We start from the raw sequence: 15,907 nt of genomic DNA, 5'->3' as shown, positions 1-15,907 counted from the left end.
CGCTCCTCGCTCGTCGTGCGGGTCACCATCTCCGCCGTGCCGTACGCCGGCGCCCGCAGGCCGGGCATGCTCGGCCGGTGTCCGCCGGTCCGGCGTTTCCGGTCCGGTGCGGCCCTTGGTCCCGGCCTCACTCGTCCCGCGTGTCCGCCGCCTCGGCGGGCCGTTCCTCACGCCTGCCCTCGTCGTAGTCGTCGCCGACCGTGACATCGCCCTCGGCGCTTCCCGTCCAGGTGACGTACAGGTCGCCGAGCGGTTCGACCTGCTCGAAGGAGACCGCGGCCTCCCTGAACAGCTCAAGGACGGCCAGGAAACGGGCGACGACCTCGAACGTCCCCGAGCAGTCGGCGGTCAGTGCCCGGAAGGTCGCCCGGTTGAGCCGCCTCAGCCGCTCGACAAGGATAGCGGCTTGTTCCCGTACGCTGGCGAGCGGTTGGTAGATGTGCGCGACCGACACCGACGGCGGCGCCTTCGGTGTGAAGGCCCTCGCCGCGATCTTCGCGAGCTGATCGGGCCCGATGCCGAGCACGAGCTCCGGCAGCAGGTCGGCGAACCGCTTCTCCATCGGCACCGCGCGCGGGAAGCGCAGCGCCTCCTCGGCCATGCGCCCGGCGAAGATCTTCGCGACCTCCTTGTACGCCCGATACTGCAGCAGCCGGGCGAACAACAGGTCGCGTGCCTCCAGCAGGGCGAGGTCCTCCTCGTCCTCCACCTCGCCGGTGGGCAGCAGCCGGGCCGCCTTGAGGTCGAGGAGGGTCGCCGCGACGAGCAGGAAGTGGCTCGTCTGGTCGAGGTCCCACTCCGGGCCCCGCGACCGGATGTACGCGATGAACTCGTCGGTGACCTTGTGCAGGGAGACCTCGGTGATGTCCAGCTTGTGCTTGGAGATCAGCCCGAGCAGCAGGTCGAACGGCCCCTCGAAGACGTCCAGGTGCACCTGGAAGCCGCTCGGGGCGCTCTCCTCGCCGCCCTGGTCGGTCTCCGGGCCGGTCGTCACACTTGCCATTGTCCCCTACCGGCCCGTTGTCCCCTTCCGGCGCGGCCCGGGGGGCTCACACGCGGGCGGGCCACCTGGCCAGCAGTTCGCGGGCCAGCTCACGGTAGGCGGTGGCACCCATCGAGCCGGGATCGAACTGGGTGATCGGCTCCCCCGCCAGCGTGGCGTCGGGGAAGCGCACCGTGCGGTTTATGACCGTGTGGAACACCTTGTCGCCGAAGCCCTGCATGATCGTCTGCAGCACCTCGCGGGCGTGCAGCGTCCGGGGGTCGTACATCGTGGCGAGCAGGCCGTCGATCTCCAGGCTCTTGTTGAGCCGCTCCTGGACCTTGCCGATCGACTCCATCAGCAGCGCCACGCCGCGCAGCGCGAAGAACTCGCACTCCAGCGGGATGATCACGCTGTGCGCGCAGGTCAGCGCGTTGACCGTCAGCAGACCGAGGGACGGCTGGCAGTCGATCAGGCAGATGTCGTAGTGCGGCAGCAGGGGCTCGAGCGCCCGCTGGAGGGCGTACTCCCTGGCCACCTCGTTGACCAGCCGGATCTCCGCGCCGGACAGGAAGATGTTGCTCGGCAGGAGCTGCATGCCGTCGACGGTGGTGTCGAGCAGCACGTCCTCGACCGTGACGTCGGGCTCCTCCATGATGAGGTCGTAGACCGTGGCCTCAAGCGGCCGGGGGTCTATTCCCAGGCCGACCGACAGCGCGCCCTGCGGGTCGAAGTCGACGAGCAGCACCCGCTGACCGACCTCGGCGAGCGCGGCGCCCAGGTTGATCGTGGTCGTCGTCTTGCCGACGCCGCCCTTCTGGTTCACCATCGCGACGATGCGCGCGGGCCCGTGCGACTCCGGCGGGGTCGGCTCGGGGAACACCGGACGGGGACGGCCGGTAGGCCCGATCGCACCGGGAGCCCCCACCCACGTCCCCTCTGTGGTCGCAGTCACCTGTTGGTCCTCCCTGACGGCCCTCGAACCTGATCGAATCTAAAGGGTAGGCACGTGGTCGGCAAGGCGGCGCGCCAGAGGCTGCCGAGATGGGTTTTCTAATGCAACGCACGGGGATGCGCCGCCGCGTAGACCTCCCGGAGCTTGTCGACCGTCACCAGGGTGTACACCTGCGTGGTGGTCACCGAGGCGTGGCCGAGCAGCTCCTGGACAACCCTAACGTCGGCGCCGCCGTCCAGGAGATGAGTTGCGAACGAATGGCGCAACATGTGCGGTGATACACCGGAAAGTCCGGCTCGTTCCGCCGCCGCCTGAAGCACCTCCCACGCGCCCTGGCGGGTGAGCCGCCCGCCCCGCGCGTTGAGGAACAGCGCGGGCGTCCCCCGGCCGTGCGCCGCCAGCCGGGGCCTGGCCCTCACGAGGTACGCGTCGAGCGCCTGGCGGGCGAAACGGCCGAGCGGCACGATCCTGGTGCGCCCGCCCTTGCCGCGCAGCCGCACCTGGTCCTGGTCGGACTCCTCGTCGTGGACCGGCCCCGTCGGCACGTCGTCCACCGCCAGCCCCACGGCCTCGGAGATCCGGGCGCCCGTGCCGTACAGGACCTCCAGCAGCGCGCGGTTGCGCAGGGCCAGCGGCGAGTCCTCCGGGCCGCAGGCGGCGATGAGCCGCTCGACCTCCGCGACGGTGATCGCCTTCGGGAGCCGCCGGAGCTGGCGCGGCGGGCGCACCTCGTGGGCGGGATCGTGGCCTGCCACGCCCTCGCGCAGGGCGAAGCGATGCAGCCCGCGTACGGCCGACACGGCGCGGGCCGCCGAGCTGGCGACCAGCGCCGGGTGATCCTCGTCGCCCTCCCGCAGCGCGGCGAGGAAGGCGACCACGTCCGACTCGGCGACCTGCGCGAACGTCTCGAGCCCGCGCGCCCGGAGATGCTCGACATATCGGCGCAGGTCACGCCGGTAGGAGGCGAGCGTGTTGGCAGACAGCCCCCGCTCCACCGCCAGGTGGGCGAGGTAGCTGGACAGCACCGCCTCGGGCTCGCTCAGAACGTCTCCCTACGGAATCATGCCTCCGGCGCGTCGGCGGGACGAAGGCCCTTGAATCCGTCGGCGGAAGCAGCGTACGCGGCGAGGATACCGGCGACCGCAGGAGAATTGTGGATCATTCCGCTCAGGGCCTTGTCGACCGCCACGCCCAGCGGAATCCAGACCGACGGCATGTCGGCCTCCTCGTGGTGGCGTACGTACGTGTTCTCCTCGTCGGGGATCGGCTCCAGGTCGCGGGCCAGGAAGACGCGGATCCGCTCATCCGTCATGCCCGGGGAGGTGCGCAGATCGACCAGCGTGTGCCACGTACGCGCCCGGTAGGCGGCCTCCTCGGCGAGCTCGCGCGCCGCGCACTCGACCAGCGGCTCGCCCGGCACGTCGCGGATGCCGGCCGGCAGCTCCCACAGCAGCCGCCGCGCCGGATGCCGATACTGGCGGATCAGCAGCACGCGGTCCTCGGTGTCGAGGGCGAGCACCGCGACCGAGCCGGGGTGGACGACGTAGTCGCGGTCGGCGGTCACCCCGCCCGGCATCTCCACCGTGTCGGTGCGCACCCTGATGATCCGCCCGCTGAAGTGCTCGACGGAGGCGACGACGTTCCAGGACTCCTCGACGTCTTCGACGTTCACCGTGTTGTCCGCGGTCACTTGGCCCGGCCCGCCTTCGCGACGTTCTCACGCCGGCCCGCGTACTCCAGGGCGGCCCCGACGAGCCCCTTGAACAGGGGGTGCGACCGGGTCGGGCGGGAGCGGAACTCCGGGTGGGCCTGCGTGCCGATGAAGAACGGGTGCTGGTCGGTGGCGAGCTCGGCGTACTCGACGAGGCGGCCGTCGGGCGACAGGCCGGAGAACACCATGCCGACCTTCTCCAGCCTCTCCCGGTAGGAGTTGTTCACCTCATAGCGGTGCCGGTGGCGCTCCTCCACCTTGGCCTTGCCGTACAGGCGGCGGGCCAGCGAGCCGTCCACGAGCTTGGCCGGATAGAGGCCGAGCCGCATGGTGCCGCCCATGTCGCGCTCACCGGCGACGACGTCCTTCTGGTCGGCCATGGTCGAGATGACCGGGTTGATCGTCTCGGGGTCGAACTCGGTGCTGTCGGCGTCCTCGATCCCGGCCAGGTTGCGGGCCGCGTCGATGACCATGCACTGCATGCCGAGGCAGATGCCGAGCAGGGGGACGCGCTGCTCGCGGGCGTGCCGTACGGCGCCGACCTTGCCCTCGATGCCGCGCACGCCGAAGCCGCCGGGGATCAGCACGCCGTCGACGCCGTCCAGCTCGCGGGCCGCGCCCTCGGGTGTCTCGCAGTCGTCGCTCTTGACCCAGCGGATGTTGACGCGCGCGTCGTTGGCGAAGCCGCCCGCGCGCAGCGCCTCGGTGACCGACAGATACGCGTCGGGCAGGTCGATGTACTTGCCGACCAGCGCGATCGTGACCTCCTTGGCGGGCCGGTGGACCCGCCGCAGGAGCTGGTCCCACTCGGTCCACTCCACGTCGCGGAACGGCAGGCCGAGCCGGCGCACCACGTACGCGTCGAGCCCCTCGGCGTGCAGCACCTTCGGGATGTCGTAGATCGAGGCCGCGTCGACGGCGGAGACCACGGCGTCCTCGTCCACGTCGCACATCAGGCTGATCTTGCGCTTGAGCGAGGTGGTGATCGGCCGGTCCGAGCGGCAGACGATCGCGTCGGGCTGGATGCCGATGCTGCGCAGCGCGGCGACCGAGTGCTGCGTGGGCTTGGTCTTCAGCTCCCCGCTCGGGCCGATGTACGGCAGCAGGGAGACGTGCAGGAAGAAGACGTTGTCACGGCCGACCTCGTGACGGACCTGCCGGACTGCCTCCAGGAACGGCAGCGACTCGATGTCGCCGACCGTGCCGCCGACCTCGGTGATGACCACGTCGACGTCCGGGCCCGCCATGCCGCGGATGCGGTCCTTGATCTCGTTGGTGATGTGCGGGATGACCTGGACGGTGTCGCCCAGATACTCGCCGCGCCGCTCCTTGGCGATCACGTTCGAGTAGACCTGGCCGGTGGTGACGTTGGCCGAGCCGTGCAGCTCGGTGTCGAGGAAGCGCTCGTAGTGGCCGATGTCGAGGTCCGTCTCGGCCCCGTCGTCGGTGACGAACACCTCACCGTGCTGGAAGGGGTTCATCGTGCCGGGGTCGACGTTCAGGTAGGGGTCGAGCTTCTGCATGGTGACGCGGAGGCCGCGAAGCTTGAGGAGACGACCGAGGCTGGAGGCCGTGAGTCCCTTGCCGAGACTGGAGGCGACGCCGCCGGTGACGAACAGATGCTTGGTTTGTGCGGCGCTGCGCAAGAAGAACTCCCGTGGTCGATGTCGATCCGGCCGTCCGGTTGGACGCCGCGATGCCCACGGGCTCTCAGAATATCAAACGTCGGGCAACATTGGGCTTACCACGTGCACTAACCCGCCATAGCGGACACGCCGACCTAGCGGTAACTTGTCGCGTTATGTCGTTCGTGAAGCGCGCCGTAGGCCGTCTGGTCCATCGGGGGTGGACCTACGTGCGGGAGGCCGCGGCGATCAGCCCGGCCGCCCCGGGCGGCTACCGGTTCCGCAGCATGGGCGAGGGAGTGTGCCTGTCCTTCCCCCAGGGCGCGATCTTCGGTGAGCAGTGGATCGAGATCGGCCCGCACACGCTCGTCGGAGAGCGGGTGTCGATCTCGGCGGGCATGGGCCCCGGCGTGGACCTCGGGCCCGACTCGATCGTGCGGATCGGCCGGGGCTGCTCGATCGGCAGGGGCAGCCACATCGTCGGCCACCAGTCCATCGACATCGGCGACGACGTCTTCACCGGCCCCTACGTCTACATCACCGACCAGAACCACGTGTACGACGATCCCGACATCCCCATCGGACGGCAGTGGCCGCGCAACAAGCCCGTCTCCATCGGCTCGGGATCGTGGATCGGGACCGGGGCGATCATCCTGCCGGGGACGCGCATCGGCCGTCAGTCGGTGGTCGCGGGCGGCGCCGTGGTGCGCGGGGAGTTCCCCGACCACTCGGTCATCGCCGGCGTCCCCGCCAAGATCGTGCGACGACACTCCCCCGACCTCGGCTGGCACAGCCCCTCGGCCGCCCGCCTCACCTCTCCCCTCCCCGCCGATCCCCGCACCCTTTCCGAGCACGAGTCCCGTACGGCCTAGCCGAACCGGCCCGGGCTTCGCACGCCTCCGCGAACGAGCCATGCACGACTACCGAACGTGACATGATCGCCATGGGTTCCTCATCATGAGGTCTCCCCAGACCAACTTCCACATGTTGATGGTCAACCTGCTGGTCGACCGTGACCGCGGCATCCGGCCTCCGAGCCATCTCGCCGTCGCCAGGGAGATGTCGATAACTCTGGGCCTACGGCAGCGGCCGGAACCGGATGTCCTTGTCGTCAAGAAGGAAGCGCTCTCCGATTTGCGGCGGACCTCTTACCGACCGGAGGAAGTCCAGCTCGTCGTCGAGGTCGTGTCACCCGACTCGGAGGAGCGGGACCGCACGACGAAGCCGATCAATTACTCGGACGCCGGGATCAGATATCTCTGGCGCATCGAATTGGAAGACCAGGAACCGGTCGCGTACACGTTCGAGCTGGAGCCGAGCGTCAGGGCGTACGTGCCGACCGGGATCCATCGCAAGCGCCTCACGACCTACGTCGGCTTCGACGTGGACATCGACCTCGACCTGAGCCCCTTCATCGGCTGAGCCGAACAGCGCCGGCCGCGAGCGAGGGTGGTGAGCCGCCGGTCAGCCGGGCGGCGCGGTGGCGCGGGCGCGGCGGGCGGCCCGCTGGCGCCGCACCCTGCGGATGAGCCGCCAGGCCACGAACGCCAGCACGGCCAGCGCCGCCACCACCAGGATGGGCAGGAAGATCGCGATCAGGCTCATGCCGAGCGAGCCCACGTCCTCGGCCACGCTGACGACCGGCGCGCCCACACCCGCCGTGGTGGCGTTCACCACCGGCCGCGCCGAAGCCTTGATCAGGTGCACGGCCAGTGCGGCGGCGATGCCCAGCAGCCAGCCGACCGCCGGGTGCTCGGCCATCCACGCCGAATTGTCGATCTCCGCCGCGGCCGCCGTGGCGCTGAAGACCACGCCGCCCGCCGCGGGCCGTACCGCCGTCTGGATCATGTCGTTGACGTGGTCGACCACGGGCACCTTGTCGAGGACGAACTCGGCGACCAGCAGCACGGCGATGATCGCGAGAACCCAGGTGTCGGACAGCCAGGCGTACTCGGCCGGCAGCCGCACGGCGTCGGTGACCCGCGCGAGCACGCCGACGAGCAGCAACGGGATGTACGCGTTGAGCCCGGCCGCGGTCGACAGTCCGAGCCCGGTGAGCGCCGCGAACATCAGCCACCTCCTCCGGCCGGCGGGGCGATCCCGCCTTCCCGTCAACGGACGGCGGTTGCGCCGTGTCCCCGGTTGCCCCCGCGAATCGACACGGGTGAGCGGGCACGGCCGCGGGCCGTGTGGCCGCGCTCGCCTTCTCGGGCGCCGCCCCGAGACGTCGTCAGCCTGGCGTGGCGGCGAGTTCGTCGATCGCCGTGGCGACGTCCTCCGCGTCGGCGCCGCGCTTCACCAGCGCGCCCAGGCGCTGGGCCTGCTTCGTCGTGGGAAGGCCCGGAGCGACCGCTGCGCTCATGGGCCGGTCCCGGCAGACGGCCGACGCTCGGCCCGGGTGTTCTTCCGAGACTTGGCGGCGGCCTGCCCGGGCACGGCGGTCGACTCCGCCGCGGCTCCCGCCGTCCCCGCCAGCGGCAGCGTCAGCACGAAACGGGCGCCTACCGGAGAGTCCTCGATTCGCAACGTGCCGTTGTGGGCGTGAGCGATGTCGCGGGAGATGGCGAGGCCGAGACCACTGCCGCCGGAATCCAGGCGATGCCCCTCGTCCAGGCGAACGAAAAGTTCGAAGACGCGCTCGCGATCCGCCGGGGGGACGCCCGCCCCGTCGTCGGTGACCGCCACGACAGCCTGGTCGCCGACGGAGTCGACCGTCACCGTGACAACGCTGACCGCATGCCGTTGCGCGTTGCTCAGGAGGTTGCCGATCACGCGGGCCAGCCGGATCCGGGAGCCGTAGACGCGCACGTCGCCGGCCGCCAGAACGTGCACCGGCACCCCGGGGGCCAGCGCCGACGCCTCCTCCGCCGCCAGCGCGCCGAGCTCTACCAACTCCGGCGCCGCCGCGGCGGTGCCGTGCAGCCGGGTCATCAGCAGCAGGTCGTCGACGATCGCCTCAAGCCGGCCGGTGGCCCGCAAGGCTCCCTGGATGGTGTCGCGCGGGTCGACGTCGTCGGGATAGAGGAGAGCCTCCTCCAAATGCGCCCGCAGACCGGCGATCGGCGTCCTGAGCTCATGGGATGTGGTGGAAGCGAACTGGCGTTCCCGCTCGACCGAGCGCAGGGTCCGCCCCATCGCCCACCACGTCATCCGGGCGACCGAGATCAGGATCAGGATGCCGCCCACAGCTATGGCGTACTCCAGATTGTGCGTGGCCAGGAGGGACGGCTGGGCCGTGCCGGCGTACACGACCGGCGAGTCCGCGGCCGGGGTGACCCGATTGGCCATGAGCATGATGCACCGGCCCTGCGCGGAACACTCCGTGCGCTTCTGGAGGCGATCGTCCGCCGGAGGGCGCAGCGTGCTGAGCGGCCGCATGCCCGCAGCTTGCATGCTCGAGTTGACGACTTCGCCGCGGGCGTTCACGAACTGGACGAGGGTGATGTCGGTGGTGGTGGGGATCGGGCGCGGCACGGCGCCGTTGCGCGCCGCCGCGCTCCATCGCGCGGCGACCTGCTCGGCCGAGAAGAAGACTTCGCTCTGGACTCTGTAGCGGATCGCCAGGTCGAGGCCGACGCCTCCCACGACCAGAGCGAGCAGCAGGAGCCCTGCCGCGGCGATCGTGGAGCGGGCTTTTATGGAATGCGGGTTCACATCCGGTTACCCCTCCCTGGTTCCGGCGATGGTCATCGTCGCGGGACGATCAGTTCTGCTCGTACCAGCGCCGGATCACCTCGCCCGCCTGGGGCGCACGCCGGTTCGCCGCGGCCTGCACGTCGGCCAGGGTCTGCGCGGCCAGCACCCGCCGCCACGCCATCTCGGCCTTGCGCATCGCGGTCGAGACCGCGCACGGAACGCGGAACTGCTCCTCCGGCCGCCCCGCGCCGGCCCCGCGCCGTCGGATCTCCGTGCACTGGAACGCCTCGGCAGGCCCTTCGATCGCCGTCACGACGTCCATGACCGAGATCTCCTCCAGGGGCCGCGCCAGCCGGAACCCGCCCCTCGCCCCCGGAGTGGACGTCATGATCCCGGCCTTGGCCAGTGCCTGAAGCTGCTTGTTGAGATACGCGGGCGGCAGCTCGAACCCTGCGGCGAGCTTCGCCGTCGAGACCGGCACCTCGTTGCCGAGCCATGCCAGCGTCAGGCAACAGTGCATCGCCCACTCGACGCCTTCGCTCATCCGCATACCTGGATACTACACATCCAGGTTTTTGATCGGCATACATTTTGCCTGGTCAGAAGTGGTGCAGCCATCATCTGTGGGTATTGGGCGCGCGCTGCGCGGGACCCATCAGACCGCGCGAGCGGGCCCGTGCGGGGGTGTCGCGGCCACCGGGCGTGGCCGGAAGTCCCGGCTCCGCAGAAGGCGCAGCGCTTGGGAGGCGGCGCGAGGAACCCGGCGATGAGAGCGGCTCGGAAGCGTGGTCACGAGCGACCGGGCCGCCCCCACCACCACGAAAATCACCGGTGAGCCAGATCGCCGTCGGCTCCGGACAGCCCCAAAGCTGTACGGAGATCACCAGTAGCCGAGCGACGAGACATCACACCGGCTCCGGCCCACCTCGGCGCCGCACGAAAATCACCGGTAGCCGGGCGACGAGACATCACACCGGCTCCGGCCGGCCCCTAGGAGCAGGGGTGCGAGTGCCTGTCGTCCTACCGGGTGACGGGCTTCAGCACCAGCACGGCGGTGTCACCGGCCACCTGGGCGAGGCGCAGCGCGACGTCGCCGATGCGGCCCGGCCTGCTCGTGGTGATCGTCACCGCTCCCCTGACCCTGCAGTCATCGTTGTTGCAGGTCCGGCTGATCGTGGTGTTCAGACCGTCGACGACCGTCGAGGTGCCGGTGAACGAGAGCCTGATGGCGTTTCCCCGCAGGCCCACGACGGTGATCTGGTCCACGCCCAGGCTCGGGTCGATCGTAATGCGGTCCTCCGCATGCACCCGCACCTCGCAGTCGCCGTCCCGGCACCCGGCGAGGTCGCCCGGCGTCGCCGACGGGCTGGGCTCCGACGACGGCGCGGGCGTAGCGGACGTGCTTGGAGAGAGCGGAGCGAACGCGACGGGCCGATGCATCGCCACCGCGGCGTACGACCGCGCCGGAGATTCGCCGCCACCGGCGAGGAGAGCGGTCACCGACCCGGCGGTGAGCACGAGGCCGGCGTAGGAAGTGAAAACGAAAGTCGTCGAACGCATTGTTTCCCCGATTTGCCACAGACGGATTCGCCCGGCGGGGGCCGCTCGAACGAGCCACCCCCATGACATATGGACGTTCATCCACACGCCGACGAATGCCTTCCCTGCATCAGACCAGGTCAATCGCATCCGGCGCCGCACCCGCCGATTTCACCTGCCGGCCATGATTTCGCCGGAATAAGAACGCCAGAAACGCGGTCAGTTTTTCACGCTTCGCCCATCAATGGCCACATCGCGCGATTCACCAGATTCGCCGACCTGGAATCTCGGCCGCATGGCCGGGCACCGGGTGACGCCACCTCGCCGCCGGGCTCGGCGGTGACACGCTGAACCTCGCGGCTCGCCCGGGCCTGCCGGCCCGGGCGGTCACGGCACGGCGGCGCTCGGTTGCCCGATCGCCAGCGCCGGGCCGGCGATCACAAGCTGGACCCCCGCCTCGCCCAGGCCCGCCTGGCCCAGGCGAGCACGGCGCGGTCGTGCCGCCCTGCCGGCGCTCGGTTGCCCAATCACCAGCGCGGCCCGGCGGGCCCGGGGCGGGGCACCGGGCAGGGGATCGCGTGGCCGCTGGGCCGTTACTTGACGCCGGCCTCGCGCATGTCGCGGACCTCCCGCTTGAGCTCCTTGATCTCGTCGCGCAGCCGGGCCGCCACCTCGAACTGCAGGTCGGCGGCGGCGTTGTGCATCTGCTCGGTCAGCGACTCGATCAGCGACTCCAGCTGGGCGCGTGGCATCTCCCCCGCGATCGCCTTCGCGTGCTGGCCCGCGCCGCGGGAGGCGAGACCCGGCACCGGCGCCTTGCCGCGCGACTGCTGCCGCCCCGCGCCGCCGAGAAGCTGCGCGGTGTCGGCGTCCTCGCGGACGAGGCTGTCCAGGATGTCGGCGATCTTCTTGCGCAGCGGCTGCGGGTCGATGCCGTGCGCCTCGTTGTAGGCGATCTGCTTGGCCCGGCGCCGGTTGGTCTCCTCGATCGCCCGCTCCATGCTGGGCGTGATCTTGTCGGCGTACATGTGGACCTGGCCGGACACGTTGCGGGCCGCGCGGCCGATCGTCTGGATGAGCGAGGTCTCCGAGCGGAGGAAGCCCTCCTTGTCGGCGTCGAGGATCGACACCAGCGACACCTCGGGCAGGTCGAGGCCCTCACGCAGCAGGTTGATGCCGACCAGCACGTCGAACTCGCCCATGCGCAGCTCGCGCAGCAGCTCGATGCGGCGCAGCGTGTCGACCTCGCTGTGCAGGTAGCGGACGCGGATGCCGTTGTCGAGCAGGTAGTCGGTGAGGTCTTCGGCCATCTTCTTGGTCAGCGTGGTGACCAGGACCCGCTCGTCCCGCTCCGCCCGGGCCCGGATCTCCTCCATGAGGTCGTCGATCTGGCCCTTGGTGGGCTTGATGATCACCTCGGGGTCGACCAGGCCGGTGGGGCGGATCACCTGCTCCACCACCTCGCCTTTGCTCCGGCCCAGCTCGTACGGCCCCGGCGTGGCGGACAGGTAGACGGTCTGGCCGATACGCTCCAGGAACTCCTCCCACTTGAGCGGGCGGTTGTCCATGGCGGACGGCAGCCGGAACCCGTGGTCGACCAGCGTCCGCTTGCGCGAGGCGTCGCCCTCGTACATCGCGCCGATCTGGGGGACGGTCTGGTGCGACTCGTCCAGGACGAGCAGGAAGTCGTCGGGGAAGAAGTCGAGCAGCGTGTGCGGCGGGCTGCCGGCCTCACGGCCGTCGATGTGCCGCGAGTAGTTCTCGATCCCGGCGCAGGTGCCGACCTGGCGCATCATCTCGATGTCGTAGGTGGTGCGCATGCGCAGCCGCTGGGCCTCCAGCAGCTTGCCCTGCCGCTCCAGGTCGGCGAGCCGCTCGGCCAGCTCCGCCTCGATGCCGGCGATGGCCCGCTCCATCCGCTCGGGACCGGCCACGTAGTGGGAGGCGGGGAAGATGTGCAGCTCGTCGTCCTCACCGACGACCTCGCCGGTGAGCGGGTGCAGCGTCGCCAGCTTCTCGATCTCGTCGCCGAACATCTCGATGCGGACGGCCAGCTCCTGGTAGACCGGGATGACCTCGACCGTGTCGCCGCGCACCCGGAAGGTGCCCCGGGTGAAGGCCAGGTCGTTGCGCGTGTACTGCATGTCGACCAGCCGCCGCAGCAGCTGGTCGCGCTCGATCTGCTGGCCGACCTTGAGCCCGACCATCCGGTCGACGTACTCCTGCGGCGTGCCCAGGCCGTAGATGCAGGAGACGGAGGCGACCACCACCACGTCGCGGCGCGACACCAGCGACCAGGTCGCCGAGTGGCGCAGCCGCTCGACCTCCTCGTTGATCGAGGAGTCCTTCTCGATGTAGGTGTCGCTCTGCGGGACGTACGCCTCGGGCTGGTAGTAGTCGTAGTAGGACACGAAGTATTCGACCGCGTTGTTCGGCAGCATCTCGCGCAGCTCGTTGGCGAACTGGGCGGCGAGCGTCTTGTTGGGCTGCATGACCAGCGTCGGGCGTTGCACCCGCTCGATCAGCCACGCCACCGTGGCGGTCTTGCCGGTGCCGGTCGCACCGAGCAGGACCGTGTCCTTCTCCCCAGCCCTGACCCGGCGCTCCAGCTCCGCGATCGCCGTGGGCTGGTCGCCGGACGGCGTCATGTCGGTGACGACCTGGAAGGGCGCGACCTTCCGATTCAGGTCCATCATGGATGTCATCGCCGTTCAGCTCCTCACTCGCCCCGTCCACCGGCGCGGGCGGCCGCACAGGGGCATTCACGCTCGCTCCGGTTCACCTCCATAACCTACGCGCGCCGACCGACAATTCCGGTCCTGATGCCGGCTCCGCCCCTCGCCTCCGCGCCGCCGCGCCCGGGCAGGCCGACCCTTTGCCGGACCATGACCCTGTCGTTACGATTCGAGTCGGGGGCCGACACTGACGGGATGGCGGGGCTGACCTATGGCGGGGTTACGGAGTGCCGTCGGCCGGTCACTCGCATGGGCGGCCAAGAACGTCGACGGGGCCATCGCACTCGTGCTGGCCGTCGTGGTGGGCGTGCTCGGCGTGCTGCCCGACGAGATGATCCCCCTCAACGTGAGGACTCAACTCGTCAGCGGCACCACCCTGGTCGTCCTGGCCCTCGTCGCGACCGCACTGCTGCGCGACCGGGTCCGGCAGGAGCCCGTCGAGGAGGCCATGCACGCGACCTCCGGCGTCCTCGCGCGGCTGCCCGAGCGCCTCGACCGCCTCGACGAGCTGGAGGACCTGGTCGCGGGCACCCGCAGGGCCCTGCAGGACATGTCGGTCATCCGCGTCCTGGTCAGTCAGCACGAGATCGCGCAGGCGCACGCGGACGCCCGCCGGGGCACCGACCGCTGGACGTTCAAGGGCGGCACCGGCACCTACATGCGCGCGGTCACGCTGCCCGAGTGCGTGGCCGCCGCGCGGCGCGAGAAGCGGCACCTCACGGTGCGTCTGGAGATCATCGACCCGACGGACGAGGCGGTGTGCGAGAGCTACGCGCACTACCGCAGGTCGCTGTCGGACCGTCCGGACGGCACCGGTGAGGTGTGGACGACCGACCGGGCCAGGAAGGAGTCGTACGCGAGCGTCCTGGCCGCGTTCTGGTATCGCCAGCGGTACGGCCTGCTCGACATCGCGGTGGGGCTCTCGCCGGTCATGACGACCTTCCGCTGGGACATGTCGGGCCGCGCCCTGATCCTGACGTCCGAGGACCCCAACCGGGCCATCATCGCCTTCAGCGGCTCGTTCTTCTACGAGAGCTGCGGCACCGAGCTGCGCACGAGCTTCGAGCAGGCCCGCCGCGTGGCGATCGACCGCTACCGGTCGGTGCCGCTGAGCGACGAGCCGACCGTCGAGGAGGTCCGCAGGCTGTTCGAACGCGTCGATCTCCCCCTGCCCAAGTCGTTCACCGACCGCGACGTGGTCGAGGTCACCCGCAAGGCCCTGCGCGCCAAGGATCCGTACGCGCCATGAGATATGGGGACGTGTTCGACGTGCTCGCCGGCGGGAGCGCCCGCGAGTGGGCCCTCGGCGTGCTCGGCGAGATCGCGGAGGGCGGCTCGGGGGTGCGGGGGGTGCGGCATCCGCTGGGATTCCTCTGCCTGCCGCTGGTCCGCGAGGGAGAGCTCGGGGCGTGCGTGCACGTGTGGACCGCGGCCGCCCGGCGCGCCCGCAGCACCACCTCACAGGTCCACTGCCACAGCTGGGACCTGACCAGCTATGTCCTGTACGGCCAGGTGCGCAACGTCCACGCCGTGGTGACCGACACCACCCGTTCCCCCACCCACCGCGTCTTCGAGGTCGTCAGCACCTCGTCGGGCGACGTCATCCGCCCCACCCCGAGGACCGTGGCGTACGCCCCGGGACGTGCCGAGCTGTTCGGCGCCGGGGACACCTACACGCTCGTCGCGGGCGCCTTCCACAGCAGTGTCATCCCCGAGGACGGCGAGGCCGCCACCGTGGCGCTCGGCCGTGGCCGTCCGGGGCTGAACGACCTGTCGCTCGGGCCGCTCGCCACGCCGCTCCACCACGTCAGTCGGGAACGCCTCGACGACGCGGAGACCGCACGTGCCGCCGAGCTGGCCAGGAGGAGCCTGTGGACCTCGAACACGCCAGGCGGGTAGCCGTCGAGGCCGCCCTGGCCGCCGGATCCGTGCTGCGCGAGAGCGCGCCGGGGGCGGTCGCCGTCCACGACAAGGGCGGGTCGGGCGACGTCGTGACCGACCTCGACGTCGCCGCCGAGAAGCTGATCCTCGACCGCATCCGGGCGGAGTTCCCCTCCCATCGGATCGTGGCCGAGGAGTCGGGCGTCCACGGCGGTGATCGCCCGCAGGGCGGATGGACCTGGCTGGTCGATCCGCTCGACGGCACGAACAACGTGGCGATCGGCCTTCCCGCGTACGTCGTGGGCCTGGCGTTGTGCGCGGACGGCCGCCCGGTGCTCGGGGTGGTCCACGAGCCGCTCTCCGGCCGCACCTGGTCGGCGGTCAGCGGCGCGGGGGCCCGTGGGCCGGCGGGGCCGCTGACCGGGCCGCCGCGGCGCGACCTCCGGCACGGGCCGGTGCTCGCCTGGACGCAGGGCCACGGGGTCTCCCGGCTGGATCCGGCGGCGCGGTCGCTGAAGATGACGATGGACGCCCGCGCCCGGCGGGTGCTCCAGCTCTGGGCGCCGCTGCTGTGCTGGGCCATGCTCGCGCGGGGCGACATCGACGGCATGATCGGCTACCGCGCGGAAGGACTCGACCTGCCCGCCGGGGCCCTGATCGCGCGGGAGGCCGGTCTGGAGATCGTGGGGCTCGACGGCGGACCTTTCGAGGCGTCCGCGGAGGGCCCGGCCGAGGACCGCAGCTTCGTGGCCGCGCCGCCCGGCCTCGTCGGAGACCTGCTCGACCTGGTCGCCGAGGCCCGCCGCCTGGCCCCCGCCCTGCCGCCGCTCTGACCACCCTGCT

16 protein-coding genes are annotated in these 15,907 nt (G+C 70.7%); 5 read left to right on the top strand and 11 right to left on the bottom strand.

The features are described 5' to 3' along the window. Positions 1–127: 127 nt before the first annotated feature. The 5 genes from OHB01_RS24915 to OHB01_RS24895 form a co-directional block, all read right to left on the bottom strand. Entirely contained in the window at positions 128–1,003 is an 876-nt protein-coding gene (locus OHB01_RS24915; RefSeq protein WP_419197550.1) for a segregation and condensation protein A, read from the bottom strand. Between the two features lie 46 nt (positions 1,004–1,049). Then, the gene (locus OHB01_RS24910; RefSeq protein ID WP_142645133.1) at positions 1,050–1,937 is read right to left on the bottom strand and encodes a ParA family protein; all 888 of its coding nucleotides are present in this window, start codon (positions 1,935–1,937) and stop codon (positions 1,050–1,052) included. 98 nt (positions 1,938–2,035) lie between these two features. Beyond that, entirely contained in the window at positions 2,036–2,962 is a 927-nt protein-coding gene (locus tag OHB01_RS24905; RefSeq protein ID WP_260617030.1) for a site-specific tyrosine recombinase XerD, read from the bottom strand. Between the two features lie 35 nt (positions 2,963–2,997). Then, positions 2,998–3,627, bottom strand: coding sequence for an NUDIX domain-containing protein (locus OHB01_RS24900; protein WP_142645131.1), 630 nt, complete (start codon positions 3,625–3,627; stop codon positions 2,998–3,000). After that, on the bottom strand, positions 3,624–5,294 hold the full coding sequence (locus tag OHB01_RS24895; RefSeq protein ID WP_142645130.1) for a CTP synthase: 1,671 nt from the start codon (positions 5,292–5,294) through the stop codon (positions 3,624–3,626). The genes OHB01_RS24900 and OHB01_RS24895 overlap by 4 nt, the downstream gene beginning before the upstream one ends. Positions 5,295–5,449: 155 nt before the next feature. On the opposite strand from OHB01_RS24895, the gene OHB01_RS24890 reads away from it, so the two are divergent. Both OHB01_RS24890 and OHB01_RS24885 read left to right on the top strand, forming a co-directional pair. Next, positions 5,450–6,145, top strand: a complete 696-nt coding sequence (locus OHB01_RS24890) for an acyltransferase (protein ID WP_142645129.1) — start codon at positions 5,450–5,452, stop codon at positions 6,143–6,145. An 82-nt stretch (positions 6,146–6,227) separates the two neighbouring features. After that, positions 6,228–6,695: a Uma2 family endonuclease gene (locus OHB01_RS24885; protein ID WP_260617043.1), complete on the top strand. Its 468-nt coding sequence runs from the start codon at positions 6,228–6,230 to the stop codon at positions 6,693–6,695. A gap of 42 nt (positions 6,696–6,737) precedes the next feature. Here OHB01_RS24885 and OHB01_RS24880 read toward each other — a convergent pair whose 3' ends face one another. The 6 genes from OHB01_RS24880 to uvrB all read right to left on the bottom strand — a co-directional run bounded on the left by OHB01_RS24880 (position 6,738) and on the right by uvrB (position 13,153). Next, positions 6,738–7,343 (bottom strand): DUF4126 domain-containing protein, encoded by a 606-nt coding sequence (locus OHB01_RS24880; RefSeq protein ID WP_328709698.1) that lies wholly within the window; start codon positions 7,341–7,343, stop codon positions 6,738–6,740. Positions 7,344–7,503: 160 nt separating this feature from the next. After that, on the bottom strand, positions 7,504–7,635 hold the full coding sequence (locus OHB01_RS24875) for a hypothetical protein (protein WP_260617029.1): 132 nt from the start codon (positions 7,633–7,635) through the stop codon (positions 7,504–7,506). Then, entirely contained in the window at positions 7,632–8,927 is a 1,296-nt protein-coding gene (locus OHB01_RS24870; RefSeq protein WP_142645126.1) for a sensor histidine kinase, read from the bottom strand. Before OHB01_RS24870 ends, OHB01_RS24875 begins: the two co-directional genes overlap by 4 nt. Before the next feature lie 49 nt (positions 8,928–8,976). Continuing rightward, entirely contained in the window at positions 8,977–9,459 is a 483-nt protein-coding gene (locus tag OHB01_RS24865; protein ID WP_147942148.1) for an RrF2 family transcriptional regulator, read from the bottom strand. A gap of 470 nt (positions 9,460–9,929) precedes the next feature. Beyond that, positions 9,930–10,469, bottom strand: a complete 540-nt coding sequence (locus tag OHB01_RS24860; protein WP_328854034.1) for a hypothetical protein — start codon at positions 10,467–10,469, stop codon at positions 9,930–9,932. Positions 10,470–11,041: 572 nt separating this feature from the next. After that, a complete protein-coding gene (uvrB, locus tag OHB01_RS24855) occupies positions 11,042–13,153 on the bottom strand; it encodes an excinuclease ABC subunit UvrB (RefSeq protein WP_147942149.1) in 2,112 nt (703 codons plus the stop codon). 241 nt (positions 13,154–13,394) lie between these two features. Here uvrB and OHB01_RS24850 point away from each other — a divergent pair, with 241 nt between their 5' ends. The 3 genes from OHB01_RS24850 to OHB01_RS24840 are packed head-to-tail and all read left to right on the top strand — an operon-like array spanning position 13,395 to position 15,897. After that, on the top strand, positions 13,395–14,432 hold the full coding sequence (locus tag OHB01_RS24850) for a hypothetical protein (protein WP_328854033.1): 1,038 nt from the start codon (positions 13,395–13,397) through the stop codon (positions 14,430–14,432). Next, a complete protein-coding gene (locus OHB01_RS24845; RefSeq protein WP_142645121.1) occupies positions 14,429–15,082 on the top strand; it encodes a hypothetical protein in 654 nt (217 codons plus the stop codon). The genes OHB01_RS24850 and OHB01_RS24845 overlap by 4 nt, the downstream gene beginning before the upstream one ends. After that, positions 15,055–15,897: an inositol monophosphatase family protein gene (locus OHB01_RS24840; protein WP_147942151.1), complete on the top strand. Its 843-nt coding sequence runs from the start codon at positions 15,055–15,057 to the stop codon at positions 15,895–15,897. Before OHB01_RS24845 ends, OHB01_RS24840 begins: the two co-directional genes overlap by 28 nt. The last annotated feature ends 10 nt before the right edge of the window (positions 15,898–15,907 follow it).

It is taken from the genome of Microbispora hainanensis (assembly GCF_036186745.1).
Taxonomy (GTDB): domain Bacteria; phylum Actinomycetota; class Actinomycetes; order Streptosporangiales; family Streptosporangiaceae; genus Microbispora.
Note: the sequence above shows the minus strand (reverse complement) of the source record. Positions and strands in the feature narration are given on the sequence as shown.